At 65.5% G+C, this 24,545-nt stretch carries 18 protein-coding genes; 8 read left to right on the plus strand and 10 right to left on the minus strand.

Translation table 11 applies throughout. The features are described from left to right. The first annotated feature begins 55 nt into the window (after positions 1 to 55). The 3 genes from IEY49_RS07685 to IEY49_RS07695 are packed head-to-tail and all read left to right on the plus strand — an operon-like array spanning position 56 to position 4,825. Entirely contained in the window at positions 56 to 2,416 is a 2,361-nt protein-coding gene (locus IEY49_RS07685) for a 3-hydroxyacyl-CoA dehydrogenase/enoyl-CoA hydratase family protein (protein ID WP_189006204.1), read from the plus strand. Positions 2,417 to 2,433: 17 nt separating this feature from the next. Beyond that, entirely contained in the window at positions 2,434 to 3,636 is a 1,203-nt protein-coding gene (locus IEY49_RS07690) for an alpha/beta hydrolase family protein (RefSeq protein WP_229780692.1), read from the plus strand. After that, positions 3,629 to 4,825 (plus strand): thiolase family protein, encoded by a 1,197-nt coding sequence (locus IEY49_RS07695; protein ID WP_189006210.1) that lies wholly within the window; start codon positions 3,629 to 3,631, stop codon positions 4,823 to 4,825. Before IEY49_RS07690 ends, IEY49_RS07695 begins: the two co-directional genes overlap by 8 nt. Before the next feature lie 76 nt (positions 4,826 to 4,901). Here IEY49_RS07695 and IEY49_RS07700 read toward each other — a convergent pair whose 3' ends face one another. Then, positions 4,902 to 5,816, minus strand: coding sequence for an Ig-like domain-containing protein (locus IEY49_RS07700; protein ID WP_189006213.1), 915 nt, complete (start codon positions 5,814 to 5,816; stop codon positions 4,902 to 4,904). A gap of 77 nt (positions 5,817 to 5,893) precedes the next feature. Here IEY49_RS07700 and IEY49_RS07705 point away from each other — a divergent pair, with 77 nt between their 5' ends. After that, complete coding sequence (locus tag IEY49_RS07705) at positions 5,894 to 7,099, plus strand: 23S rRNA (cytosine(2499)-C(5))-methyltransferase (protein WP_189006216.1); 1,206 nt, start codon at positions 5,894 to 5,896, stop codon at positions 7,097 to 7,099. A gap of 114 nt (positions 7,100 to 7,213) precedes the next feature. On the opposite strand, the gene IEY49_RS07710 is transcribed toward IEY49_RS07705, so the two are convergent. The 3 genes from IEY49_RS07710 to tsaD form a co-directional block, all read right to left on the minus strand. Continuing rightward, positions 7,214 to 8,401, minus strand: a complete 1,188-nt coding sequence (locus IEY49_RS07710) for a cysteine desulfurase-like protein (RefSeq protein ID WP_189006219.1) — start codon at positions 8,399 to 8,401, stop codon at positions 7,214 to 7,216. A gap of 123 nt (positions 8,402 to 8,524) precedes the next feature. Continuing rightward, on the minus strand, positions 8,525 to 11,134 hold the full coding sequence (gene secA, locus IEY49_RS07715; protein WP_189006235.1) for a preprotein translocase subunit SecA: 2,610 nt from the start codon (positions 11,132 to 11,134) through the stop codon (positions 8,525 to 8,527). 83 nt (positions 11,135 to 11,217) lie between these two features. Then, on the minus strand, positions 11,218 to 12,246 hold the full coding sequence (gene tsaD, locus IEY49_RS07720) for a tRNA (adenosine(37)-N6)-threonylcarbamoyltransferase complex transferase subunit TsaD (RefSeq protein WP_189006570.1): 1,029 nt from the start codon (positions 12,244 to 12,246) through the stop codon (positions 11,218 to 11,220). 216 nt (positions 12,247 to 12,462) lie between these two features. Here tsaD and IEY49_RS07725 point away from each other — a divergent pair, with 216 nt between their 5' ends. Further along, positions 12,463 to 13,236 carry a class I SAM-dependent methyltransferase gene (locus tag IEY49_RS07725; RefSeq protein ID WP_189006238.1) on the plus strand — a complete coding sequence of 258 codons (774 nt, stop codon included), beginning with the start codon at positions 12,463 to 12,465 and terminating at the stop codon, positions 13,234 to 13,236. Here IEY49_RS07725 and IEY49_RS07730 read toward each other — a convergent pair. From IEY49_RS07730 to hpf, 3 genes are all read right to left on the minus strand, one after another. Beyond that, positions 13,208 to 13,582 carry a hypothetical protein gene (locus tag IEY49_RS07730; RefSeq protein WP_189006241.1) on the minus strand — a complete coding sequence of 125 codons (375 nt, stop codon included), beginning with the start codon at positions 13,580 to 13,582 and terminating at the stop codon, positions 13,208 to 13,210. The genes IEY49_RS07725 and IEY49_RS07730 overlap by 29 nt on opposite strands. 2 nt (positions 13,583 to 13,584) lie before the next feature. Continuing rightward, on the minus strand, positions 13,585 to 14,679 hold the full coding sequence (locus IEY49_RS07735) for a butyrate kinase (RefSeq protein ID WP_189006244.1): 1,095 nt from the start codon (positions 14,677 to 14,679) through the stop codon (positions 13,585 to 13,587). A gap of 152 nt (positions 14,680 to 14,831) precedes the next feature. Further along, on the minus strand, positions 14,832 to 15,398 hold the full coding sequence (gene hpf, locus IEY49_RS07740) for a ribosome hibernation-promoting factor, HPF/YfiA family (protein WP_189006247.1): 567 nt from the start codon (positions 15,396 to 15,398) through the stop codon (positions 14,832 to 14,834). 223 nt (positions 15,399 to 15,621) lie between these two features. On the opposite strand from hpf, the gene IEY49_RS07745 reads away from it, so the two are divergent. Continuing rightward, complete coding sequence (locus IEY49_RS07745; RefSeq protein ID WP_189006250.1) at positions 15,622 to 16,263, plus strand: TetR family transcriptional regulator; 642 nt, start codon at positions 15,622 to 15,624, stop codon at positions 16,261 to 16,263. Positions 16,264 to 16,436: 173 nt separating this feature from the next. On the opposite strand, the gene IEY49_RS07750 is transcribed toward IEY49_RS07745, so the two are convergent. Together IEY49_RS07750 and IEY49_RS07755 are read right to left on the minus strand one after the other, a co-directional pair. Beyond that, positions 16,437 to 17,807: a 3-oxoacid CoA-transferase gene (locus IEY49_RS07750; RefSeq protein WP_189006253.1), complete on the minus strand. Its 1,371-nt coding sequence runs from the start codon at positions 17,805 to 17,807 to the stop codon at positions 16,437 to 16,439. 61 nt (positions 17,808 to 17,868) lie between these two features. Beyond that, on the minus strand, positions 17,869 to 19,146 hold the full coding sequence (locus IEY49_RS07755; RefSeq protein ID WP_189006256.1) for a thiolase family protein: 1,278 nt from the start codon (positions 19,144 to 19,146) through the stop codon (positions 17,869 to 17,871). A gap of 239 nt (positions 19,147 to 19,385) precedes the next feature. On the opposite strand from IEY49_RS07755, the gene pgi reads away from it, so the two are divergent. Continuing rightward, complete coding sequence (gene pgi / locus IEY49_RS07760) at positions 19,386 to 21,020, plus strand: glucose-6-phosphate isomerase (RefSeq protein WP_189006259.1); 1,635 nt, start codon at positions 19,386 to 19,388, stop codon at positions 21,018 to 21,020. A 10-nt stretch (positions 21,021 to 21,030) separates the two neighbouring features. On the opposite strand, the gene IEY49_RS07765 is transcribed toward pgi, so the two are convergent. Further along, a complete protein-coding gene (locus IEY49_RS07765) occupies positions 21,031 to 21,846 on the minus strand; it encodes a pyruvate, water dikinase regulatory protein (protein WP_189006262.1) in 816 nt (271 codons plus the stop codon). A gap of 129 nt (positions 21,847 to 21,975) precedes the next feature. On the opposite strand from IEY49_RS07765, the gene ppsA reads away from it, so the two are divergent. Further along, on the plus strand, positions 21,976 to 24,351 hold the full coding sequence (gene ppsA / locus IEY49_RS07770; protein ID WP_189006265.1) for a pyruvate, water dikinase: 2,376 nt from the start codon (positions 21,976 to 21,978) through the stop codon (positions 24,349 to 24,351). The last annotated feature ends 194 nt before the right edge of the window (positions 24,352 to 24,545 follow it).

A 24,545-nucleotide genomic window follows, 5' to 3' on the forward strand; every position in this document is an offset into this window, starting at 1 on the left:
CGGCCTCTAAAATTGCACTTAGTCCAATTTTGCGGAGCTTTACCCCGGAGGTCGCATGAAAAATCAGCCTTACAAGATTCACCGCGCTGCCGTGATCGGTGCCGGCGTGATGGGCGCTGCCATCGCCGCCCAGCTGGCCAACGCGGGCATTCCGGTCCTGCTGCTCGACATCGTGCTGCCGGACAACCCCGACCGCAATTTCCTGGCCAGGCAGGGCGTGCAGCGCGCACTGAAAGCCCGGCCCGCTGCCTTTATGGACGCGAGCCGCGCAGGGCTGATCGAAGTCGGCAACCTCGAGGACGACCTGAAGAAATTGAAGGACGCCGACTGGATTCTAGAAGCGATCATCGAGAAGCTCGACGCCAAACGCGACCTGTGGGAAAGGGTCGAGAAGGTCGCCAAGCCCGGCGCGATCATCAGCTCCAACTCCAGCGGTATTCCCATGCACCTGCAGATCGAGGGCCGCAGCGAGGACTTCCAGCGGCGTTTCGTGGGCGCGCACTTCTTCAATCCGCCCCGCTACCTGCATCTGCTGGAAGTGATCCCGACGCCGAAGACCGCCCCCGAGGTCCTGACCGCCTTCAGTGAATTCGGCGAGAAGACCCTCGGCAAGGGCATCGTGATCGCCAACGACGTTCCGGGCTTTGTGGCCAACCGCATCGGCGTGTACGGCATCATGCGCGCCATGGCCCACCTGAAAAAGAGTGGACTGACCCCTGCCGAGGCCGACCAGCTCACCGGGCCGGTGCTGGGGCGCGCCAACTCCGCGACCTTCCGCACGGCTGACCTCTCGGGGCTGGACATCATCTCCCACGTGGCCAGCGACCTCGGAAAAGCCACGCCCGAGGACGAGGACTTCACCCTCACGCCGGCCTTCCGCACCCTGGTCGAGGAAAAGAAGTTCCTGGGGGACAAGACCGGCAGCGGCTTCTATAAGAAGACCAAGGGCCCGGATGGCAAGACGAAGATCCTGAACCTGAACCTTCACACCTTCGAGTACGAGGACCAGGGCAAGGTCAAGGTCGCGGCCGTGGAAGCCGTCAAGGGCCGCCCGCTGGCCGAGCGCATCAGGAGCCTCTACGGTGCCGAGGGCAAGGAAGGAGACTTCCTGCGCGGCGTCATGAACGACGGCTTCTGGTACGCCTCCAAGATGGCCGGTCACGTCAGCGACCGCCTGCAGGACATCGACAACGCCCTCAAGTGGGGCTTCGGCTGGGAGCAGGGTCCCTTCGAGACCATGGATACCGTGGGCGTGCAGCAGGTCATCTCGAACCTGGAAGCCGAGGGCCGCACGCTGCCCCCGCTGCTGCAGGCCATGAAGGACAGTGGACGGGCGTCGTTCTATCAGGGCAATGAGACCGTGACGCCTGCCGGCCAACCCACCCCATATCAGGCGCCCTATTTCATCCTGACGGACCTGAAGAAGGACGCCACCTCCGTGATCAAGAAAAAACCCGGCGCCAGCCTGGTGGACCTGGGCGACGGCGTGCTGCTGGTCGAATGGCACGCCAAGATGAATGCTCTGGGCGAGGATCAGCTGCGTATGATCCAGGAAGGCCACAAGGCGGTGCAGCAGCTTGGCTACGCGGGTCTGGTGATCGGCAACCAGGGTGAGAATTTCAGCGCGGGGGCTAACCTGCCGCTGGTCCTGGCCCAGGCGCAGGCCGACGAGTGGGACGAGCTCGACGACCAGATCAAGCAGTTCCAGCAGGTCACCACCAGCCTGCGTTTCAGCCCTCACCCCACCGTGGCCGCTCCCTTCGGTCTGGCGCTGGGCGGTGGCTGCGAGTTCAGCCTTCACGCCGACCGCATCGTGGCCAGCGCCGAAACGTACATGGGCCTGGTGGAGGTCGGGGTGGGGCTGATTCCCGGCGGCGGCGGCACCAAGGAAATGCTGATGCGCTTCACCGACCAGCAGCAGCCCGGGCAGCAGCAGGGCGCCGCGCTTCTGCCGGCCGTGCAGCGTGCCTTCGAGCTGATTGGCACGGCCAAGGTGTCCACCAGCGCCCTGGAGGCCCGTAAGCTGGGCTTCCTGCACGACCACGACGTCGTGGTCATGAATAAAAACCATCTGCTGGAGGAGGCCAAGCGTCAGGTGCTGGCCCTGGCGGCCGACTACGTGCAGCCCACCCCCCGCACCGACATCCCCGTGATGGGTGACGCTGCCATCGGGGCCGTCAAGAGTGCCCTGTACGGCATGAAGGAAGGCGGCTATGTCACCGAGTACGACCTGGTGGTCAGCAACGAACTGGCCCGGGTGCTCTCGGGCGGCGTGGGCAACAACCGCACCGCGAAGGTCAGCGAGCAGCACCTGCTGGACCTGGAGCGCGAGGCCTTCCTGACCCTGCTGGGCAAGAAAGGCACCCAGAAACGTATCGAACACATGCTCAAGACCGGCAAGCCGCTGCGCAACTGAGCGGAACAATGATCCCCATGTCCCAGATTCCCACCATCACCCCCCTCGACCGCCTGAAAGCCACCCCGAAGCGCCGCCTGGCGATGTGGGGCGCCCTCGGGTACGGAGCGCTGCTGCTGACCGCTGCCTTCGTCGGCGCGGAGATCACGCTGCGCTCCCAGACCCGCTGGGTGAAAGGCACCTTCGCTCCGGTGGGCCGGCGCGGCAATACCGTGTGGCTACCAGCCTCCCCGGAAACGCTGTCGCGGGGAGTGGTGGGGATCGTGCCTATCCGCCCCAACCGCGGCCACGCCGTACTGGGCGAGGCGAAAGTGAAGGGCACGCTGGCGTTCCGCCCTATCCAGGAAGAACGTGGGGTGCTGCCTAACGGCTCGGTGGCGTGGGTGTCCACCTTCGTGTACAACGGCACGCCGGCACAGCTGGGGGTGGCCTTTGAAAATACGGAGGTCGTCAGCCCAGCCGGCCCCATGCCCGCGTGGCACGTTCCTCCGGTATCGGGCGAGCGGGACGCCCTGGTGATCGTGGTGCACGGTCACGGCGGTCAGCGGGCGCAGGGTCTGCGCAGCCTGCGCGCGCTGCAACGCACCGGAGCGGGGTCGCTGTTCGTGACCTTCCGCAATGCCCACGGCGCTCCCCGCAGTGGCAGGGGCTACCTGACCCTGGGCGACGAGGAAGCCGAGGACGTGCTGGTCGCCCTGCACTGGGCGAAAGCAGCCGGGTATCGCCGCGCCGTGCTCTACGGTTTCTCGATGGGCGGCAACATCGTCCTGAGTGTGCTGCGCGACCGGTTCCAGCCGTTCCCGCTCCCGGTTACCGGCGTGCTGCTCGACTGCCCGGCACTGGACTGGCGCCGGACCATCACCTGGCAGGCCCGGCGCTTCGGGATGCCTGCCTTCATGGCGCGGCATGTCAGCACCTTCGTGCAGTACGTCGTGACCCGCCGCAGCGGACAGGACTTCGACACGGTGAATCAGCTCGCCGCTGCAGGGCGCTTCAACGTGCCGATTCTCCTGTGGCACGGCACGCGCGACCGTACCATTCCGGTCAGTCAATCTGACGCGCTCGCGGCGGCGCGGCCCGATCTCGTCGAGTACCACCGCGTGGAAGGTGCCAAGCACATCCGCTGCTGGAACATCAATCCAGCCCACTACGAGCAGACGCTCGAACACTTCATTCGCCGGGTCCTGCCCGGCCTTCCCCAAGGAGAACCCCATGCGTGACGCTGTGATTGTTTCTGCCGTTCGCACGCCCGTTGGACGCGGCGTGAAAGGCACGCTCGCCAATACCCGCCCGGACGATCTGGCCGCCCTGGTCCTGAACGAAGCCGTCCGGCGCGCCGGGGTGGACGTCTCGGTCGTCGAGGACGTGTACCTGGGCTGCGCCATTCCCGAGGCGGAGCAGGGCCTCAACGTGGCCCGGATGGCCGCGCTGCGGGCCGGCATGCCCGACAGCGTGGGCGGCGTAACCATCAACCGCTTCTGCTCCAGCGGCCTGCAGACCATCGCTATGGCGGCGGCCGCCATCCAGACCGGCCAGGCGGACGTGATGCTCGCCGGGGGCGTGGAATCCATGAGCTTCGTGCCCATGACCGGCCACAACCCCAGCCCCAACCCGGACCTGGTCGATGACCGCCCCGGCGCGTATATCGGCATGGGTCTGACCGCCGAGAACGTGGCTGCCAAGTACGGTGTCAGCCGCGAGGACCAGGATGCCTTTGCCTTCCGCAGTCACCAGCGTGCCGCCGCCGCCCAGGATTCGGGCAAGTTCGACGCCGAGATCATCCCGGTGCCGGTGCGCGTGGACAAGCTTAAGGGCACCAAGCTGAAGTCCGAGACCATCAACTTCGACAAAGACGAGCTGATCCGCCGCGACGCCAACCTGGAAGACATGGCCAAGGTCCGCCCGGCCTTCAAGCAGACCGGCTCGGTGAGCGCAGCCAACAGCAGCCCCTTCAGTGACGGCGCCGCTGCCGTGCTGATCATGAGCGGTGAAAAGGCGCAGGAACTGGGCGTGAAGCCCCTGGCCAGATTCCTGGGCTTCGCGGTCGCCGGCGTGGAGCCTGAACTGATGGGCATCGGCCCCGTCAAGGCTGTGCCCAAGGTGCTGTCGCAGACCGGGCTGACCCTGGAAGACATCGATCTGATCGAGCTGAACGAGGCCTTTGCCGCGCAGAGCCTCGCGGTGGCCCGTGAACTAGGCCTCAACGAGGACATCATGAACGTCAACGGTGGCGCCATTGCCCTGGGGCATCCACTGGGATGCAGCGGCGCCAAGCTGACCACCACCGCGATCTACGAACTGCAGCGCCGTGGTGGGGGCAAGGCCCTGATCACCATGTGCATTGGCGGCGGCATGGGCGCGGCCGGCGTGATCGAGGTCTACGGACAGGACGAGCAGAACGGGGGTTGAGCAGGACACTTGATGATCAGTAGTAAGGAGAGGCGCCCGCATGTGGCGCCTCTCCTTTATCTGCCTATCTGTCAGCTTACCGGCGCAACTGCTGGGCCAATCTGGCAGCGCTTCGCACCCGTGGGGTTCCCTGAGCTTTCAGGCTGAGGGGGAGGGCAGCGCTGGACAGCACCTTTTGCCGCTCTGCGGGGGAGAGGGCCTGGGTCGTGATTCCACTGGCGGTCAGGCTCGCGTAAGGATCACTGGTCAACCGGACCATGCCGTAGTAGCCTTCAGCGGCAACGGTACCATCCGTCTTGAACAGAGAAGCTTCACCCACCAGGCCAGGGTCTCCGCCAAGGTCGCTGAAGGCCCCGTCAAAATCGTCTCCCCAGAAGTACAGCGGGGTACCAGCCGAGTCATGGAAAAACAGTGTGCTGAGGTACGTCTTGCCGGCGTCTTCCACAGGCCCGAGGCTCGCGTCGCCTTCCAGCTCTGGGACTGGACTGATTTTTGCGTACATACCGGACGCCATGAGTTTGCCACGGCCATTAATGAACTGGTCGCCATAAATGGCCATGCCCTCGGCAATCACACTTCCCTCGATATCGTTGGGGTTGGAAAACATGAACCAGTAGTACTGACCCTGGTACAGGGACGTCACGTTCACAGCCACAGTGGTCGCGGTCATGCCTATGTTTCCCGCGCTGTCAAAAGCCTTGACGGTAAAGGTAACGCTGCCGTTGTTGCGCTGGTCGACGGCAAATTTATCTGTGCTGTACGGCGCTTCGGAGTCGGTGTCTATCAGGGCGGAACCCTGATAGAACTCCACCTTGGTCACTCCGCCAGGGTCGGTCGCTGTAGCAAAGAGTGTGACCTGCCCAGGAACTGTGGGCGCGGTGGCGGTGAGGGTGACCTGGGGTGCTACCGTGTCCGCCTCAGGTGTGGGCGTTCCAGGACAGGCAGTCAAGAAGAGTGAGCAGGTCAGGAGAGGGAGATAAAGTTTCTTCATCTTCAGTGAATCTAACAGCTGATGGTTCGCAGTCGTGCCTCAATTGAGGCTGCCGTTGCTGCGCTACCCTACCCTTTATGTCTGCTGCTCCCCGCCTGCGCCTGCGCGTGACCGCTGCCGCCGAGAACCATCTGCGCGCCGGTCACCCCTGGGTGTACGAATCCAGTGTGCGTGAGCAGAACCGGGAGGGTGAAGCCGGCGAACTGGCCGTGGTGTACGACCGCCGCGACCGCTTTCTGGCCATAGGCCTGTATGATCCGCACTCACCGCTCCGGCTGCGGGTACTGCATGCCGGCAGCCCGGTCACGATTGACGACGCCTGGTGGGAAGCAAGGCTGGACACCTCATTTCTGCGTCGCGAACCGCTGTTCGGTCCCGTCGGCGCCGTAGGGGACACTGACGGCTACCGCCTGATCAATGGTGAATCCGACGGCTGGCCGGGACTGGTTATTGACCGTTACGCGCGGGTGCTGGTGATCAAGCTGTACACCGCCGCCTGGTTTTCCCACCTGAACCGGCTGCTGGAGCTGCTGACCATGCGCTGCCCGGACTTCACGACTGTTCTGCGCCTGAGCCGCAACATCCAGGAGCGGGCCCGCGAGGCCGGTCTGTCCGACGGGCAGCTCCTGACTGGCGACCTCGGCAACAACCCGGTGATCTTCCACGAGTCGGGCATCGCCTTCGAGGCTGATGTGCTCCGTGGGCAGAAAACAGGGTTCTTTCTGGACCAGCGCGAGAACCGCCGGCGGGTGCAGGACCTGAGTCGGGGTCGACGCGTCCTGAACGCCTTTTCGTTCAGCGGTGGGTTTTCACTGTACGCGGCGCGTGGTGGGGCTCCGGAAGTGGTCAGCCTGGATATCAGCGCCCACGCCCTGCACAGTGCCGGGCGGAATTTTGCGCTGAATCCTGCGCTGGGGACCCACCACGAGACGGTGCAGGCCGACGTCTTCGAGTGGCTCACGCAGACACGGCGGGACTTTGACCTGGTCATTCTGGACCCGCCCAGCCTGGCGCGCCGGGAGGCAGAACGGGCCGGTGCCATCCGCGCTTACGCCAAGCTGTCGGCGGACGGCATCCGGCGCCTGGCCCGCGGGGGCATCCTGGTGAGCGCATCGTGCAGCGCGCATGTCAGTGCGGATGAATTCTGGACGGCTGTGCGTGAGGTGGCGGGGCGCAGTGGCCGCAAGTGGAAAGAACTGCGCATGACCCGGCATGCTCCTGACCATCACGCCACCTTTGCCGAAGCCGAGTACCTGAAAGCCATCTACCTTCAGTTCGACTGAAACAGCCGAAGGAAGCCACTGCGCCCCGGAGCCGGACAGGCAAATGCGCAGGGGCAGGACAACAGGGACCAACGACCTGTCCTGCCCCTGCGCTCTGTGCCCTGTCTGCTGGGTTTACCGCAGGGCCACCAGCAGCCTGTCTATTTCTTCGGTACTGGTGTAGTGGGCGATGCTGGCACGCGCCACTCCCTGTGGATACAGGCCCAGGTCGGTCAACGGCTGCACCGCATAGAAATGCCCGGCTGACAGGTCGATGCCCTGCTCGCTGAGGCGTGCGGCTGTGTGCTCAGGCGTCTCGCCGTCCACCCGGAACGCGACCGTGCCAATGCGGTTCTGCATGTCCTGGGCACCGTAGACCGTGACGTGGGGCAGGGCCACCAGTCCGTGCAGCAACTGCTCGGCCACCGGCTTCTCCAGTTCACGGATACAGGCACCGGCAGCCTCCAGCGCCTCGCGGCTCAGGGTGCCCGCACCGCCCAGTTCGCGCAGATAATCCAGCGTGCCCAGCCAGCCGGCCAGCAGTTCAAACGGCGCGCTACCGTGTTCCAGACCGTGAACGTCGCCTTCCGGGAAGAAGGTAAGCTTCGGCCAGGGCAGGCCGGCGCGCAACTCGGGCCGCACCCACAGGGCCCCCAGGTGTGGACCAAAGACCTTGTACATGCTGAAGGTCACGAAGTCCGCACCCCAGGCCTGCACGTTCGGGAACTCGTGTGGCGCGCTCTGTACGGCGTCCACGAAGGTCCAGGCACCAACAGAGCGCGCCAGTGTGGTGACCGCCGGAATGTCTACCAGCCCGCCCAGGACGTTGCTGGCGGTAGTCACGGCCACCAGGCGCGTTCGGGGGGACAGTAACGCCTGCAGGTCCTCCAGGTGAGGCTTCAGGTGCGGTGTGCGGGCATGCCAGACTTTCACCGTGACCCCGGAACGCTGCAGGTCGCGCCACGGACTGGCGTTGGCCTCGTGCTCCAGCCCCGATACGATGACCTCATCCCCCGGGCCCCACAGCCGGGTGAAGGCCGTCGCCATCCGGAACGCCAGTGCGGTGGCGCTGGGTCCCAGCACCACATCTTCAGGCTGGCCGTTGAAAAACAGAGCCGTCGCCTCACGGGCCCGGTGCTTGACGTTCAGCACCTCGCGGCCCGGCTGGTGCCCGGGCAGACCGTTGGTGGCCCCATAGCGGGTCAGGTGCGCAGTAACAGCGTCAATGGCGCGCTGGGGCAGCAGCGAGCCGGCCGCGTTGTCCAGGTAGGCCCGGCCAGTGGCCAGAGAGGGAAACTGCGCGCGGATCTGGGTGAGGTTCACGCAGCGCAGGATAGTGCCGGACGCGGGAGGACCTGGCGACAAGACAGAAGGCGGAGCTTTACACCCCGCCTTCTGTCTGCTGTTCTGGCCACTTCCTGGCCACTGGCCGGAGGCGGATCCTCTTCAGGCCGTCTGGCCGAACTGCATTCGGAAAATAAACTTGGTCACGTCGTTCTTGAGGTTGTCGATCATCTCATTGAACATGTTCGTGGCCTCGAACTTGTATTCGGTAAACGGGTCACGCTGACCGTAGCCGCGCAGCCCGATGCCCTGACGCAGCACGTCCATACCGTGCAGGTGCTCCTTCCAGTGCTGATCGACCACCTGCAGCAGCACATAGCGTGCCAGCGAGTTGAGCATGGTGGGACTCAGCTCTTCGCGCCTGCTGTCGAAAGCGTCGGCTACAGCGCTCAGCAGGCGATCCTGCGCTTCGGCGGGGCTGCCATTACGCAGACTCTCGAAGTCAAAGCCTTCCAGCTGGGGCACGGCGTCGACCACTGCGGCCTGCAAGCCTTCCATGTCCCAGGAGTCGGGGCTCTGGTCTGCGGGCGCATGGATGGCCAGCTGCATATCCACAAAGTCCGCGATCATGCCCTCGGTCGATTCCTCGACGTCCTCGTCCGGGCCGAGCAGCACTTCACGGCGCTGGGCGTAGATGGTGTCGCGCTGCTTGCTCATCACGTTATCGAACTCCAGCAGCTGCTTGCGGGTGGAGAAGTTGCGGTCCTCCACGCGGGCCTGGGCCTTCTCGATGGCCCCGGTGACCATCTTGGCCTCGATAGGCTGCGTGTCGTCCATGCCCAGGCGGTCCATCATGGCCACCACGCGGTCATTGGCGAACAGGCGCATCAGGTCGTCCTCGAAGCTGACGTAGAAGCGGCTGCTGCCCGGGTCGCCCTGACGGCCGGCGCGCCCACGCAGCTGGTTGTCGATGCGGCGCGACTCGTGACGCTCGGTGCCGATGATGTGCAGCCCGCCCAGTTCCTGCACGCGGGCGCGGTCGGCGATGGTGTCGGTCTGAAGCTGCTGGGCCTGCCGGATAAAGTCCGGGGTCATGCCCGGAATCTGCATGCCCAGCATCTCGGCGGCCGGGTCCTGGCGGCTGATCGCTTTGATGAAGTTCTCGGCCTCCGGCGCAAAGCGGCTGATGCCCAGGTGCTGCTCGATGCTCTCACCCAGGATAAATTCGGCGTTCCCGCCCAGCATGATGTCGGTGCCGCGGCCTGCCATGTTGGTGGCGATGGTCACGGTGCCCGAGCGCCCGGCCTGCGCCACGATGCTGGCTTCCTGCGCCTCGAACTTGGCGTTCAGCACGCTGTGGCGGATGCCGGCCTGGGTCAGCAGGTCGCTGAGCTGCTCGCTGGTCACGATGCTGGCCGTGCCGATCAGGACCGGGCGGCCGGTGGCGTGCATTTCCGCCACTTCCTGCACCACCGCCGCGTACTTGCCCATCTTGGTGCGGTAGACCAGATCCTCGCTGTCCTTGCGCAGCACCGAGCGGTTGGTCGGAATCACCAGCACGTCGCTGCCGTAGATGTCCAGGAATTCCTTTTCCTCGGTCTTGGCCGTGCCGGTCATGCCCGCGAACTTGTTGTACAGGCGGAAGAAGTTCTGATACGTGATGGTCGCCAGCGTCTGGTTCTCGTTCTCGATCTTGACCCCTTCCTTGGCCTCGATCGCCTGGTGCAGACCCTCGCCGTAGCGGCGCCCCGGCATGCTGCGCCCGGTGAACTCGTCGATGATGATGACCTCGCCCTCCGCGTTGATGATGTAGTCCTTCTCGCGGTGGTACAGCTCCTTGGCACGGATCGCCTGGGTGATCATGTGCGCCTTGTCCATGTTCTCGGGGCTGTACAGGTCGGGAATGCTCAGCAGCCGCTCGATCTTGCTGATGCCGGCTTCGGTGATATGCACCTGCTTGCCCTTCTCGTCGATGGTGTAGTCCCCGGTAGGCTCGGTGCGCACACCCGGCTCAGCTGGCTCACCCTTCTGCAGGCGGCGGATCAGCTTGGCGTAGACGTAGTACAGGTCGGTGGCCTTCTCGGCGGCACCCGAGATGATCAGCGGGGTGCGGGCCTCGTCGATCAGGATCGAGTCCACCTCGTCCACGATGGCGTAGTTCAGCGGATGCTCGGCGCGCATGGCCAGCGCTTCGCGGCTCTGGGCCATGTTGTCGCGGAGGTAGTCGAAGCCCAGCTCCGAGTTGGTGACATAGGTGATGTCACAGGCGTAGGCGGCCTGCTTCTCATGCGGCTGCATTTCGCGGCTGGCCAGGCCTACGGTCAGGCCCAGCGTGCGGTAGAGCAGGCCCATTTCCTCCATGCCCACCCGGGCGAGGTAGTCGTTGACGGTCACCAGATGACAGCCGCGGCCTTCGAGCGCATTGAGCGCCAGCGCCAGGGTCGCCACCAGCGTTTTGCCTTCCCCGGTGCGCATCTCCGCGATCCGGCCCTGGTGCAGCGCGGCGCCGCCGATGAGCTGCACGTCGTAGTGGCGCTTGCCGATCGAGCGCCGCCCGGCTTCACGGATCAGGGCAAAGGCCGGGACCAGCACGTCGTCGAGGGACTCACCGCCCTCCTGGACACGGCGGCGCAGGTCGAGAAAAGCCGCAGCAAGATCCTCGATCTGCATGGTTTCCTGTTCCAGCGCGTTGACCGGGTCCACCACCGTTTTGGTGATGCGCTGCACGTCACGCTGGTTGTTGTCAAAGACTTTGTTCAGAACACGAAACATATAGGCTCAAGTATACGCCGCGAGTCTGAAGACACCCACCCGATTTCAGTGAGACGCACGAAAAAGAGTTGAGTCTGGATGGCTCAGGGTGGGGCCGGAGGGGTGGCAAGCGGGGCGTACGCCGTGGCGCTCTCGCCCAACGTGCCTGGGGGTCGCCCGGCAGCGATGGCAGCTGCCCCGGCCAGCGCGATCATGGCCCCATTGTCGGTGTTCAGTCCCTTGCCAGGAAACACCACACGGAGCCCGGTCTGCGCGAACGCCTCACGCAGCGCCCGGTTGGCGGCGACCCCGCCCGAAACGACCACGGTCTGCCGTCCGCAGGCCTGCGCCGCCCGCACCGTGGTCCTGACCAGCGTCCGCACCGCCGCCCGCTCGAAGCCGGCGGCAAGGTCCTCAGGCCGGGCCCCGGCCTTGTGGGCCAGCAGCGCCGCTGTCTTCAGGCCGCTGAAGCTGAAGTCAAAACCCTTCTGGCCCTGGAGGGGTTCCTTGAACGCAACCGCGTCGGGGTTGCCCAGCAACGCCGCCTCGCTGATGGCCGGGCCGCCCGGGTAGCCCAGCCCGGCAAGGCGCGCGATCTTGTCAAAGGCCTCGCCCGCGGCGTCGTCCCGGGTGGCACCTACCAGAACGTACTCGCCGTCCTGGGGGACATCGAAGAGGTGGGTGTGCCCGCCCGAGACCACCAGGGCCAGGTAGGGCGCGCGCAACTCGGCTTCCGTGGCCGCCGCGAAGATGTGGCCCTCTAGGTGGTGGGCAGCGTAGAACGGCACGTCCAGCGCCTGAGCCACACCCTTGCCGTACATCAGCCCGACCAGCAGCGCGCCGACCAGCCCGGGTCCGGAAGTGGCGGCCACGGCGCCCAGGTCCGTGACATTCAGGCCCGCCTCCGCGAGCGCCTGGCCCATAACGCTGTCGATGCGTTCGACGTGCTCGCGGCTGGCGAGTTCGGGCATCACGCCGCCGTACTGGGCGTGCACCGTCTGGGACCACACCCGGTTGGCCCGGACGTGAACCTGCCCATTTGCTGCGAGCTCTACCACGCCCACCCCGGTGTCGTCACACGAGGTGTCGATGCCCAGAATGAACGTGCCTGTCTGTGTCGCTGGGTCCTTCATCCGCCGGGGAGTGTACCAGGGCCGGGCAGAGCCGACCGTGCAGCGTGTGTTGCCGTCCGGCTCGTAGGCCAGCTGGCCGATGTCTGAGACCGCCATGGACCGGTACGCTGCGCACACTTTCCCAGGAGTCACCTGCCTCATGCGTTTGCGCTAACCCTCCAGTCCACGTTAAGGCCCACACGGTGGGCAACGTTCTTCTGGCCACTGGAGGCCTACATGACACAACACTGGAGTCACACCTTTTACGCCCTGCAGGACCGCCTCACGGGTTGCCACCTCCAGGAAATCCATCCTCATCACGCCGCGCTGGCCGCGCGGATCACGCATCATCTGAAACACGTGGGCACGCTGCTGGAGCTGGGAGCAGGCGGCGGACAGTTTGCGGTCAGCGCCGCGCGGCAGGGCCATCAGGTCACCGCGCTAGACCTGTGGGCCGGGGCAGGGGAGTACACCCGGTCGCTGGCGGCGCGCAACAGTGTCTCCGTGCAGGTCGTGACGGGTGATTTCTACACGGTCGACTTTCCTGGCACCTTTGAGTCTGTGTGCTACTGGGACGGATTCGGGATTGGCAGTGACGATGATCAGCGCCGGTTGCTCTCCCGGGTCGCCGGCTGGCTGCGGCCAGGGGCCACGGCGTTTATCGACATCTATACGCCGTGGTACTGGGCATACCACGCCGGCTTTGCCCGCCAGCACCCCGGTTACACCCAGGTGTACGGCTTTGACGCGCAGGGCTGCCGCATGACCGATACCTACATGCCACATGGGGAAGAGGCCCTGACCCAGTCGCTGCGCTGCTATAGCCCGGCTGATCTGCAACTGCTGCTCTCGGGAACGGGTCTCGTCCTGACCGATGTCTGGCCTGGTGGCGACTATGATCCACAGGCCGGCGTCTACCGCCCGGAGGCGTCTCTGGGAGAGTGCATGACGTTTACAGTTCTGCTTCAGCGGGAGCCGAGCCTCAGCGCTGCTGGTCGCGCACGGCGCTGAGCGTTTCTTCGAACTCATCCAGAAATTCGTCTTCCAGCTGGTGATCGCGGACCAGTTCATCCTGCAGGGTGGTGGTCTGTTCGCGTGCCCAGCGCACCCGGGCCTGCCGGGCGCTGCTCACGTTGCCGCGCCCGGCGATAAAGCGCGCTGCGTGACGCACCGCCTGCACTGGATCGTTCGTGGGCGCGGTGACCGCTAGATTGCGCAGTCCGCCCTGGTCGTTGACCATCGAGCAGGTCACTTCGACACGCACCCCACGGCGGGTCAGAAACACCTGATCTACCCGCCACATGCTGGTGGCCCGCAGCGGCTCAGGCGCACGGGCACTGGGGCGGCGGCGCGCCATTGCTACGCCCCGGTGAGCGGTCGTGGGGCCGACGGCGGTGTCCACTCGCGGGCAGATTCAAGGCCCAGTAGCACGCGCCCCGCCCCTTCGGCCAGGGCCTCAAGTTCCAGTTCGCCGGGAATGATCAGCACTGGGGCTATCCAGGCAATCCGGCGCTCGATCCGGTCCATCAGGGCGTCCCACCGGGCAATGCCGCCGGTAATGACGATCGCATCAGGTCGTCCTGACAGCGCCCCCGTCTGCTCCCCGATGGCCTTGCAGGCCTGGTGGACAAAGGCAGCGGCGGCAGCCTGCACCTGAGGGTCTTCGACCTCGCGCATTTCCAGATCCTTGAGGTTGGCACTGCCGGTCAGGGCCAGGAAGCCTCCTTCTCCTGAAAGCAGATGCAGCGTCCGCTCCTGGCCGACTTCATACAGTAGGTCCAGCAGGGCACGGGTCGGGAGCGGGCCGCTTTGCATAGCACCCAGCGGACCTCCGTCCGAGCCTGTCCCGGTCGAGTCCACCGCGCGGCCCTGATCAAAGGCGGTGACGCTGGTCGTGGCGCCCAGATGGGCCACCACCACGCGCGCCTCGCGCAGCCGCTTGCCGACCTCATGGGCGGCGCGCCGTGCGGTGACCCGGGCGTTCAGGGCGTGGAATTCGGCGTGGCGGCGAACCCCCATCACGCCGGTTTCACGGGCTTCGGGCAGCAGCTCATCCAGGCTCTGGGGATCAACGATAAACGCCGGGACACCGCGAGTTTCCGCAAGGGCCAGGGCCAGCGGGCCGCCCAGGTTCATGACCGACGCGCCACCCTGACCCTGAACGGCGTACTGCGCCAGTTCCGGAGTGACCCGGTAGGTTCCGGCCCCTACCCGTCCGATCATGCCGCCGCGCCCCACAATGGCGTGGGGCACCGGCCAGCCTGCCGTGATCTCGGCAATTGCCTGCGAAAGCTTCGGCAGGTCAGCCACACAGGGAGGCTGCGCCAGTGGCAGCTCGGTTCGGTCCAGCTGAACCCTGAGCTTGCCGGGCAGGGCAGGGTTGTCACTGGGCTCAAGCGTCGCGCAGGCGAGCTTGATGCCACTGGTTCCGGGATTGATCACGTACGCGATCACAACGCCGCAGCGTAGCAGATTCCAGCCAATTGCCAGATGCACCCTGCATTTGGAAAAGCCAGATGTATGACCAGCAGGGGTATGGAAGTGCCCCTGCTGTCACCAGGTCCCGGCAGTCAGCGGTCCATTTCTGTCGGCCGGGGTATGAGGCCTCAGGCCGAAGGTTCGATCAGGCCGTAATGGCCGTCCTTGCGGCGGTAGACGACGCCGCAGGCATTCGAACCCATATTCATGAACACGTAGAAGTCATGGCCCAGCGCTTCCATCTGCGTTACGGCGTCCTCGGGGCTCATGGGGCGCATGTCGAAGCGTTTCTGCCGCACGATTTCGGGCGCAAATTCGCTGACATCGTCGAGCCCGGCGTTGACATCGGCCTCGGCGGGACCAGGGCCCGGCTGGGGGGCGGCCTCGTGGCGCTGCTTCATATACTTGGTCTTGAACTTGCGCAGCTGCCTTTCGAGCACGTCACTGGCTTTATCAATCGCGGCATACATGTCCGAGTGGTGTTCCTCGGCACGGATGATGCCGTTGGGGACATTCAGCTGAACCTCGACCCGGTTGCGCCTTCCTGCATCGCGCACATCGCGTACGGTCAGGGTCACGCGCGCGTCGGTGATCTGGTCGTTGTAGCGGTCCAGCCGCGTGAGCTTCTCTTGAACGTAATCGCGCATGGCGTCGCTCACTTCGACGTTCCGGCCTGACAGCTTATAAATCCGCACGGCTTTCACCTCTCTAGGAAACTCCCGGAAGTTGGGTTTGGTTCCGGGACCTCACTCTAGGCTTCTGGTCATGGACGTGTCACGAGAGAAGCTCACAGCACACACTCACGTGCGGCGCTATGGTAAGGGGCGGAACAATAGCTTCAGCGGGTGGGCTCCGGCGCGAAAGTGGTGACCTGCTTACCGCGCGGCACACTGATGACACGCTACGCTAAGCACTGAAATGAAAGTTGACCGCGAGGAACAGGACAAGGACCGGCGCGACCGCATAGCCCGCGCGGCCTTTGAACTGTTTGCCCGCAGCGGTCTGGAAGGCACCAGCGCACAGGACATTGCCCGCGCAGCGTATGTGAGCCGGACCAACCTGTACCGGTACTTTCCCAGCAAAATTCACATGCTGCTGGCGCACTTCGAAAAGGCTGTGCAGGCCAGCCGCGAGGACGCCCTGCAGCGTCTGAATGCCGGGGCCAACCCCCAGCAGGTGTGGGAAAGCATGACCGTTCGCATGGCCGACCTGGGCGTGCGCTATCAGCATCTGGTCGGCGCGGTGGGGCAGGCGGTCCTGGGTGCGCGCCTGCCCGCTGACGAACCTGATCCCCAGGCCGGGCTGAAAACAGCCGTCACTCTGGCTGCCCTGGTCGAGCCCGTGCTGATTGCCATGCGTCATCAGGGCCACCTGCGTCCGGACGTCGACACGACCATGCTCAGCGCCCTGCTGGTGGACGCCTGTCTGCTGGCCCTGCTGCACGGCGGTCACCGGGACCAGCGTGAGGTTCTGCGCGACTGGCAGGACCGTTTCAGCCTGCTGCTGCACGGCGCCCTGGCTCCGGGCCATCAGCTGACGCTGCGTGAACCTGACCGCTGATGACGTGGAGCAGGACAGTCCCTGAAACTCTGAAGGGACTGTCCTGCTCCACGTTCAGACTTCTGTCCAGAGAAGAATTCTCCAGGCATGTCCAGACGGTCTGGTTAACATCGCGGTGTTGAAGCTTCCTGCCGGCGCACTCCCGCTCTGGCTTCTGTGATGCCGATCCGGCTTCAGACCCCCACGATCTGACTTTGCGGGGTGAGCCGTTCAGTAAATGATGCGCCGGTACCGGCACGTACCTCGTCCAGGGTCGCTCCAGGCATCAGCCCGGTGAGGGTCAGCTGTCCGTCCAGAAATTCGAACACGGCCTTGTCGGTAATCACCATGTCCACGGCGCCGCGGGCGGTCAGCGGCAGGGTGCACTCCGGCACGATCTTGGGGGTGCCGTCCGGGTCGGTATGGGTCATCGTGACAATGAGCTTCCGGGCGCCACTGGCCAGATCCATGGCGCCGCCTACGCCCAGCAGGGGCTTGCCCGGGACCGCCCAGTTGGCCAGATTGCCCTGACCGTCCACCTGCAGGCCGCCGATCACGGCCACGTCCACATGCCCGCCGCGGATCATGCCGAAACTGTCGGCACTGTCGAAGTAACTGGCACCGGGCAGCGCGGTGACCGGCACCTTACCGGCGTTCACCGGGTAGTGCATCGCGCCGCCGTCGTCGGGGGCCGGGCCCACACCCAGCATGCCGTTTTCGGTGTGCAGGTTAACGCCGTGTTCCGGTGTGATCAGGTCCGCCACCAGCGTGGGAATGCCGATGCCCAGGTTCACCACGTTTCCGGGGCATAGTTCCTGCAGGGCGCGGCGCGCCATGTGCATGCGCGCGTCGTCCACCCGGCGGCTGCTGCCTTTGACACTGGCGCTGGACCCCAGGTCCGCCTCGGTCAGGGTGGCCTGCACCAGATAGTCCACGTACAGGCCGGGCGTGTGCACCTGATCCGGTGGAATCTGCCCCACCTCGACGATTTCCTCGGCCTCCACGATCACCAGGTCAGCGGCGGTGGCCATGGCCCGGTTGAAGTTCTGCTCGGTCAGCCGGTACTGCAGATTTCCAGCCCGGTCAGCCCGCCACGCACGAATAAACGCCACGTCACCCCGGATGGCCGGCACGAAGATCATCTCCTGACCATTCAGGGTCCGCACGTCAGCGTCACCCGCCACGACCGTGCCGGCTGCGGTCGGGGTGTAAAAGGCGCCGATGCCGGCGCCCCCGGCCCGGATCGCCTCAGCCAGGGTGCCTTGCGGGATCAGCTGGACTTCCATGGTGCCGGCCTGATAGGCAGCCACGGCCTCGGGGTTGCTGGTAAAGAAACTGCCCACCGCTTTGCGGATCTGTCCATTCCGCAGCAGTCGCCCGCCGCCCATGCCAGGTTCGCCCACGTTGTTGGCCACGTAGGTCAGGCCCCGCGTGCCCAGTTCAGCCAGCGCGTGGGTCAGATGCACCGGGTTGCCGGTCATGCCGAAGCCGCCGACCAGCAGTGTCTGGCCGTCTTTCACCAGCCGCGCGGCCTCTTCCACGCCCAGGACGGGCAGCAGCTTCATAGCTGCACCCATCCGGTGGGCTGCATAGGAGTGCGAGGGGCAGTGCCCAGCCCGATTCCTCTCATGCCTCGACCCGCTCGATGATGGCAGCCTCGCCCTGTCCGACGCCGACGCACAGCGTGGCCAGACCATAGCGGCCTCCACGGCGCTCAAGCTCGTGGACCAGGGTGGTGACCAGCCGCGCGCCGCTCATGCCCAGCGGGTGGCCCAGGGCGATGGCGCCGCCGTTGACGTTTACCTTCGTCTGGTCCAGGCCCAGTTCGCGGATACAGGCCAGAGCCTGGGCAGCAAAGGCCTCGTTCAGTTCGATCAGGTCGAGGTCCTCGATCTTCAGCCCCGTGCGTTCGAGCACCTTGCGGGTGGCTGGAATGGGCCCCAGGCCCATGACCCGGGCCTCGACCCCTGCCGCCGCCGAACCCACCCAGCGGGCCAGCGGCCTGACCCCCAGTTCGCGGGCTTTCCCCGCACTCATCAGTACCAGGGCGGCGGCGCCGTCATTCAGTCCGCTGGCATTGCCGGCCGTGACACTGCCACCCTTGCGGAAGGCAGGTTTCAGGCCGGTCAGCGTCGCCTCGTCGGTGGCCAGCGTGAAGGTGTCGCCGTCGCGCTTGTAGCGGGGATGCTCGTCGGTGTCAAACAGCGTGGTGCCCTTTTTGCCCTTGACCTCAATCGGGACGATCTCGCTTTTGAATGCCCCGCGGTTCAGGGCGTCCACGGCGCGGCGCTGCGACTCCAGCGCGAAGGCATCCTGGTCGGCGCGGCTGATCTCTCCGCCAGAATAGGCCCCGTCACGGCTGCGCTCGACGATGTTCTCAGCCGTCTCGCCCATGGCTTCCAGCGGGAATCTGGCCTCCATGGCGGGGTTGGGATACCGCCACCCCAGCGTGGTGTCGTAGACCGTGACATTGCCATTGGCGAAGGGCTGGCCGCCTTTGGGCATCGAGAGGGGCGCGCGGGTCATGCTCTCCACGCCACCTGCCACGTAGATGTCCCCTTCGCCGGTCCGGATGGCGCGCGCGGCCATGTTCACCGCGTTCAGGCCACTGGCGCACAGCCGGTTGACGGTGACGCCGGCCACGCTTTCGGGCAGGCCCGCGAGCACGGCGGCCATGCGGGCCACGTTGCGGTTGTCCTCGCCGGCCTGGTTGGCGCAGCCGAAGATGACTTCCTCGATCCCGTCCTCGGGGACACCGGCGCGGTTGACAGCTTCGCGAATCACCGTGCCAGCCAGATCATCCGGGCGCACGCCCGAGAGCCCACCCCGAATGGCACCAATCGGGGAGCGGACAGCGGAAACGATCACGACATCGTGGTCTTGCAGGTCTTGAACTTTGGTCATGGGAGCTCCTGGGGGCGGTGATTTTGAAGAAATGCTGAAGAGGTTCACGTATTCAAGCGCGCCGCGGCACGAATGGGAAGGGCGGGAGCCCCACTGCTGCGCTATGTGCGCCTGCCAGCTGAGAAGTGAGAAGGCTTTGCAGGGCGCACGCTGAAAAACCGGAGGCCTGGACCCGCACTCCGCTTGGCGTTTTACACATGCTGCAGCGTGATGGTAGAAGCGGACACTATTCTCGGCACATGAGCGCCGCACTGACCGAGACCCCGGCCTGGCAGGCCCTGCAAGCCCATTTCGAGACCGTGAAAAGCACGCATCTGCGCGACCTCTTCGCTGCCGATCCCCAGCGTGGTGAGCGTCTGACTGCCGAAGGGGCCGGCCTCTACCTGGACTACAGCAAGCACCGCGTAACTGGTGAAACGCTGGAACTGCTGCTGGCCCTGGCACGTGCCCGGGGCCTGCCGGAGAGGCGAGACGCGATGTTCGGCGGCGAAAAGATCAACGTCACCGAGGGACGTGCGGTGCTGCACACGGCCCTGCGCATGCCACGTGGCACGGAGGTGCTGGTCGACGGCCGCAACGTGGTGCCCGATGTGCATGAGGTTCTGGACCGTATGAGCGCGTTCGCCCGGCAGGTGCGCAGTGGCGGCTGGCTCGGGCACACGGGTAGACCTATCCGCGCCATCGTGAACATCGGCATTGGCGGCAGTGACCTGGGTCCGGTGATGGCCTACGAGGCGCTCAAATACTATGCGCAGCGCGACCTGACCGTGCGCTTCGTGTCCAACGTGGACGGCACGGATCTGGTCGAGAAGACCCGCGACCTGGAGGCGGAAGAGACGCTGTTTATCGTGTCCAGCAAGACCTTCACGACCCAGGAAACCATGGCCAACGCGCAGAGCGCCCGGGCATGGCTGCTCTCAACACTGGGCGACGAGGCGGCGGTGGCGCGGCACTTCGTGGCGGTGTCCACCAACGCTGAGGCCGTGCAAAAATTCGGCATCGACACCGCCAACATGTTCGGTTTCTGGGACTGGGTGGGCGGCCGCTACTCGATGGACAGCGCCATCGGCCTGAGCTTGATGCTGGCCATCGGCCCGGACGGCTTCCAGGAACTGCTCTCGGGCTTTCACGACATGGACGAACACTTCCGCACTGCGCCGCTGGAAGCCAATCTGCCGGTGCTGATGGGTCTGCTGGGTGTCTGGTACAACAACTTCTTTGGGGCGGAGACTCTGGCGGTGCTGCCCTACGATCAGTACCTGGCCTACTTCCCGGCCTACCTGCAGCAGCTGGACATGGAAAGCAATGGCAAGCACGTGACCCTAGGCGGTCAGGAGGTCGCCTACCAGACCGGCCCGGTGGTCTGGGGCCAGCCGGGCACGAACGGTCAGCATGCCTTCTACCAGCTGATCCACCAGGGCACCAAGCTGATTCCCTGCGATTTCATCGCCTTTGCCCAGACGCTCAATCCTCTGCCCCTCCCCGGGGGCGCGCCCCATCACGACCTGCTGATGGCCAACGTGTTCGCGCAGACCGAGGCCCTGGCCTTCGGCAAGACCCTGGATGAAGTGCTGACCGAGGGTGTGGACGCCGGGCTGGCCCCACACCGCGTCTTCGAGGGGAACCGCCCCACCAGCACCCTGCTGGCCGACCGGCTGACGCCCCGCACGCTGGGGGCATTGACTGCACTGTACGAGCACAAGGTCTTTGTGCAGGGCGTGATCTGGGACGTGAATTCCTTTGACCAGTGGGGCGTGGAACTCGGCAAGGTGCTGGCCGGGAGAATCGTGAAGGAACTGGGCACCGACGAGCCCGAGCTGAGCCACGACAGCAGCACCAATGCGCTGATCCGCCGCTACCGCGCGCGGCGCTGACCCCTGGCGCTCAGCCCCGCCGCAGCGAGTTCAGAATGCCCGCGGCAATCTCCTCGACGCTGGCACTGGTCGTGTCGCGGACCGGCAGGCCGTGGCGCTGAAAGAGGCGCTCGGCACGCCGGACCTCGAACTCACACTGTTCCAGGCTGGCGTAGTGGCTGCCAGGCTTGCGCTGCGTGCGGATGGCGTGCAGCCGCCGGGGGTCGATGGTGAGACCGTGCAGTTTGCCCCGGTGTCTGGCCAGCGGCGCGGGCAGGCCCTCACGCTCGAAATCATCCTCAGCCAGCGGGTAATTGCTGGCACGCACGCCGTGCTGGAGGGCCAGAAACAGGCTGGTAGGTGTCTTTCCCGCCCGCGAGACGCCCACCAGAATCACGTCCGAGAGGTCGTACTGGCGCTCCCCGATGCCGTCGTCGGTGGCCAGCGCGAAGTCCAGTGCCTCCATGCGGCCCAGATATTCGCCGGGGTCGTGCATGTCGTGATGCCCACCGATATGCCGCGCGGCCGGCTGCCTGAATTCCTGCTCCAGTACGTCTAGACCCGGGGTCAGCAGGTCAAAGACCTGGGCCGAGGCACTTTGCAGTTCCTGCAGCACCTCGGGGCGCGTGATGGTCGTGAACACCAGCGGCCGCTCGCCGCGCTCGGCCAGGTCACGTACCTCCGCAGCCACGTCGCGCGCGGCCTGGACGTCCGCCGTGAATGGACGGCGCACGTACCGCAGCGGGTGACCAGGGAAGTGGGCCAGCAGGGCCCGGGCGATGTTCTCGGCGGTCAGGCCGGTGTGGTCGGACACGATCAGGACGGTGCGGGCGGCCGGTACGGTCATGCTTCAGGGTGACATGTTCAGAGCGGCTTAAGTCGGGTGAGTGGGATTGTCGGGTAGACTACGCGGGCCTGAACACACTAACCCCCCTGGCCAGTACAGAGGGAAATCCCATGACTACGGAGAAAACACATGGACATGATTCGCCCGTTTGAAACACTAAGGATGACCGACGTGGAAATTGTTGGCGGCAAGAACGCCAGCATCGGGGAAATGATCCAGGGCCTGGCAAATGCCGGCGTGCGCGTTCCAGGGGGCTTTGCAACCACCGCCGACGCCTTCCGTCTGTTCTTGCAGGAAAACCAGATCGAGGAAAAGATCAACGCCCGGCTGTCTGCGCTGGACGTGAGTGACGTCAATGCTCTGGTCGCGGCTGGTCGCGAGATCCGCGGCTGGGTGGAACAGGCCACCCTGCCGGCTGCGCTGGAGCAGGCCATCCGTGAAGGCTACGCGGGCCTGAGCGCGGGCGGAGTCGAGCCGGACGTGGCGGTGCGTTCGAGTGCCACAGCCGAGGACCTGCCTGAGGCGAGTTTTGCCGGGCAGCAGGAAACCTTCCTGAACGTGCGCGGCGTCGAGCAGGTGCTGCACCATGTGCGGCTGGTGTTTGCCAGCCTGTACAACGACCGCGCCATTTCCTACCGCGTGCATCACGGCTTTGCGCACGCTGACGTGGCGCTGTCGGCTGGCGTGCAGCGCATGGTCCGCACCGACCTGGGTGTCTCGGGCGTGGCCTTTACCCTGGACACCGAAAGTGGCTTCCGGGACGCGGTGTTCGTGACCTCGGCCTACGGTCTGGGTGAAATGGTCGTGCAGGGCGCGGTGAACCCCGACGAGTTCTTCGTGTACAAGCCGGCGCTGCAGGCTGGCCACCGGGCCGTGCTGCGCCGCACCCTGGGCAGCAAGCAGAAGAAGATGATCTACGCCGAGGGACAGGGCGTGCAGACGGTGGACGTCGAGGAAGCCGAGCGGGCGGCCTTTTCCCTGACCGACGAGGACCTGACCGAACTGGCCCGCCAGTGCGTCACCATCGAAAACCACTACGGCCGCCCGATGGACATCGAATGGGGTAAGGATGGCCGCGACGGTCAGATCTACATCCTGCAGGCCCGGCCGGAGACCGTGCAGAGCCGCGCCGGGCGTACCCTGGAACGCTTCGAGCTGACCGGACAGGGTGAGGTGCTGATTGAAGGCCGCGCCGTGGGCAGCCGCATCGGGGCCGGCGTGGTGCGGGTCGTCACCGACATCTCCCAGATGGACAGCGTGCAGGACGGTGACATTCTGGTGGCTGACATGACCGACCCTGACTGGGAACCGGTCATGAAACGCGCCAGCGCGATTGTGACCAACCGCGGGGGCCGCACCTGCCACGCCGCGATCATCGCGCGGGAACTGGGTATTCCGGCTGTGGTGGGGTCGGGCAGCGCCACCCGTGAACTCAGAAGCGGGCAGGAGGTCACGGTGAGCTGCGCGGAGGGCGACACCGGCTACGTGTATGCGGGCCGCCTGGACTTCCACGTCAACCGCGTGGAACTTGACGCCATGCCCGAGGTCGGCATGAAGATCATGATGAACGTGGCCTCGCCCGACCGGGCCTTTTCCTTCGCCGCACTGCCCAATGAGGGCGTGGGTCTGGCGCGCGTGGAGTTCGTGATCTCGAACGTGATCGGGATTCATCCCCGCGCCCTGCTGGACTATCCCAACGTGCCTGACGACGTGAGGGAGCAGATACGGCAGAAGACGGCCGGTTATGCCTCCCCCCGCGACTTCTTCCGCGAGAAGCTGGCCGAAGGCGTGGCCAGCATTGCGGCCGCCTTCGCGCCCAAGCCTGTCATCGTGCGCCTGAGCGACTTCAAAAGCAACGAATACGCTCACCTGATCGGCGGACCGGCTTACGAACCCATGGAAGAAAACCCCATGATCGGTTTCCGGGGGGCCAGCCGCTACCGGAGTGCCGATTTCGCGGCCGCGTTCGCACTGGAATGCGAGGCCATCAAGTCCGTGCGCGACGAGATGGGCCTGACCAACGTGCAGGTGATGATCCCCTTCGTGCGCACGGTCGCCGAGGCGGCCCAGATCATCGAGATCCTGGCCCGCAACGGCCTGAAACGCGGCGAGAACGGGCTGCAGATCATCATGATGTGCGAAATTCCCAGCAACGCCATCCTGGCTGACCAGTTCTTGGAGCACTTCGACGGCTTTTCCATCGGCAGCAACGACCTGACGCAGCTGACCCTGGCACTGGACCGCGACTCCGGGCTGGTCGCCGATCTGTTCGACGAGCAGAACGAGGCGGTGCTGGCCCTGATGGCCCAGGCCATTGCGGCTGCCAAACGTGCAGGCAAGTACGTGGGCATCTGCGGTCAGGGACCCAGCGACCACCCCGCGCTCGCCCAGTGGCTGATGGAGCAGGGCATCGACTCGGTGAGCCTCAACCCCGACTCGGTGCTGACCACCTGGCTGCATCTGGCTGGTGAGGGCGCCGAGGAGCGCGCCACCGCTACTGCCTGAGCAATCTGGGCCCGTCGGGGTCCGGAACTCGCGTCTGAACCGCGCCGAACGCAGGAGTACGGCGCGGTTCAGCTTTGTTCGGACGCCCTGCCGAGCCAGCACATCCCTTTACAGGCGCACAGCCCAAATTGGCGGGTTAGGCGCACCAAGGGGTTCGCCTGTGGGCGCACCTTCCCGGACCTTTACGGCAGTCT

This window comes from Deinococcus malanensis, assembly GCF_014647655.1.
Lineage (GTDB): Bacteria > Deinococcota > Deinococci > Deinococcales > Deinococcaceae > Deinococcus > Deinococcus malanensis.

What these genes read in the sequence shown, in the direction of transcription:
- IEY49_RS07755 (WP_189006256.1), bottom strand. Translation starts at nt 19,146, where the DNA reads ATGACCAAAGTTCAAGACCTGCAAGACCACGATGTCGTGATCGTTTCC.
- IEY49_RS07700 (WP_189006213.1), bottom strand. Translation starts at nt 5,816, where the DNA reads ATGAAGAAACTTTATCTCCCTCTCCTGACCTGCTCACTCTTCTTGACT.
- IEY49_RS07765 (WP_189006262.1), bottom strand. Translation starts at nt 21,846, where the DNA reads ATGACCGTACCGGCCGCCCGCACCGTCCTGATCGTGTCCGACCACACC.
- IEY49_RS07685 (WP_189006204.1), top strand. Translation starts at nt 56, where the DNA reads ATGAAAAATCAGCCTTACAAGATTCACCGCGCTGCCGTGATCGGTGCC.
- IEY49_RS07730 (WP_189006241.1), bottom strand. Translation starts at nt 13,582, where the DNA reads ATGGCGCGCCGCCGCCCCAGTGCCCGTGCGCCTGAGCCGCTGCGGGCC.
- secA (WP_189006235.1), bottom strand. Translation starts at nt 11,134, where the DNA reads ATGTTTCGTGTTCTGAACAAAGTCTTTGACAACAACCAGCGTGACGTG.
- IEY49_RS07725 (WP_189006238.1), top strand. Translation starts at nt 12,463, where the DNA reads ATGACACAACACTGGAGTCACACCTTTTACGCCCTGCAGGACCGCCTC.
- ppsA (WP_189006265.1), top strand. Translation starts at nt 21,976, where the DNA reads ATGGACATGATTCGCCCGTTTGAAACACTAAGGATGACCGACGTGGAA.
- pgi (WP_189006259.1), top strand. Translation starts at nt 19,386, where the DNA reads ATGAGCGCCGCACTGACCGAGACCCCGGCCTGGCAGGCCCTGCAAGCC.
- IEY49_RS07690 (WP_229780692.1), top strand. Translation starts at nt 2,434, where the DNA reads ATGTCCCAGATTCCCACCATCACCCCCCTCGACCGCCTGAAAGCCACC.
- tsaD (WP_189006570.1), bottom strand. Translation starts at nt 12,246, where the DNA reads ATGAAGGACCCAGCGACACAGACAGGCACGTTCATTCTGGGCATCGAC.
- IEY49_RS07745 (WP_189006250.1), top strand. Translation starts at nt 15,622, where the DNA reads ATGAAAGTTGACCGCGAGGAACAGGACAAGGACCGGCGCGACCGCATA.
- IEY49_RS07695 (WP_189006210.1), top strand. Translation starts at nt 3,629, where the DNA reads ATGCGTGACGCTGTGATTGTTTCTGCCGTTCGCACGCCCGTTGGACGC.
- IEY49_RS07750 (WP_189006253.1), bottom strand. Translation starts at nt 17,807, where the DNA reads ATGAAGCTGCTGCCCGTCCTGGGCGTGGAAGAGGCCGCGCGGCTGGTG.
- IEY49_RS07705 (WP_189006216.1), top strand. Translation starts at nt 5,894, where the DNA reads ATGTCTGCTGCTCCCCGCCTGCGCCTGCGCGTGACCGCTGCCGCCGAG.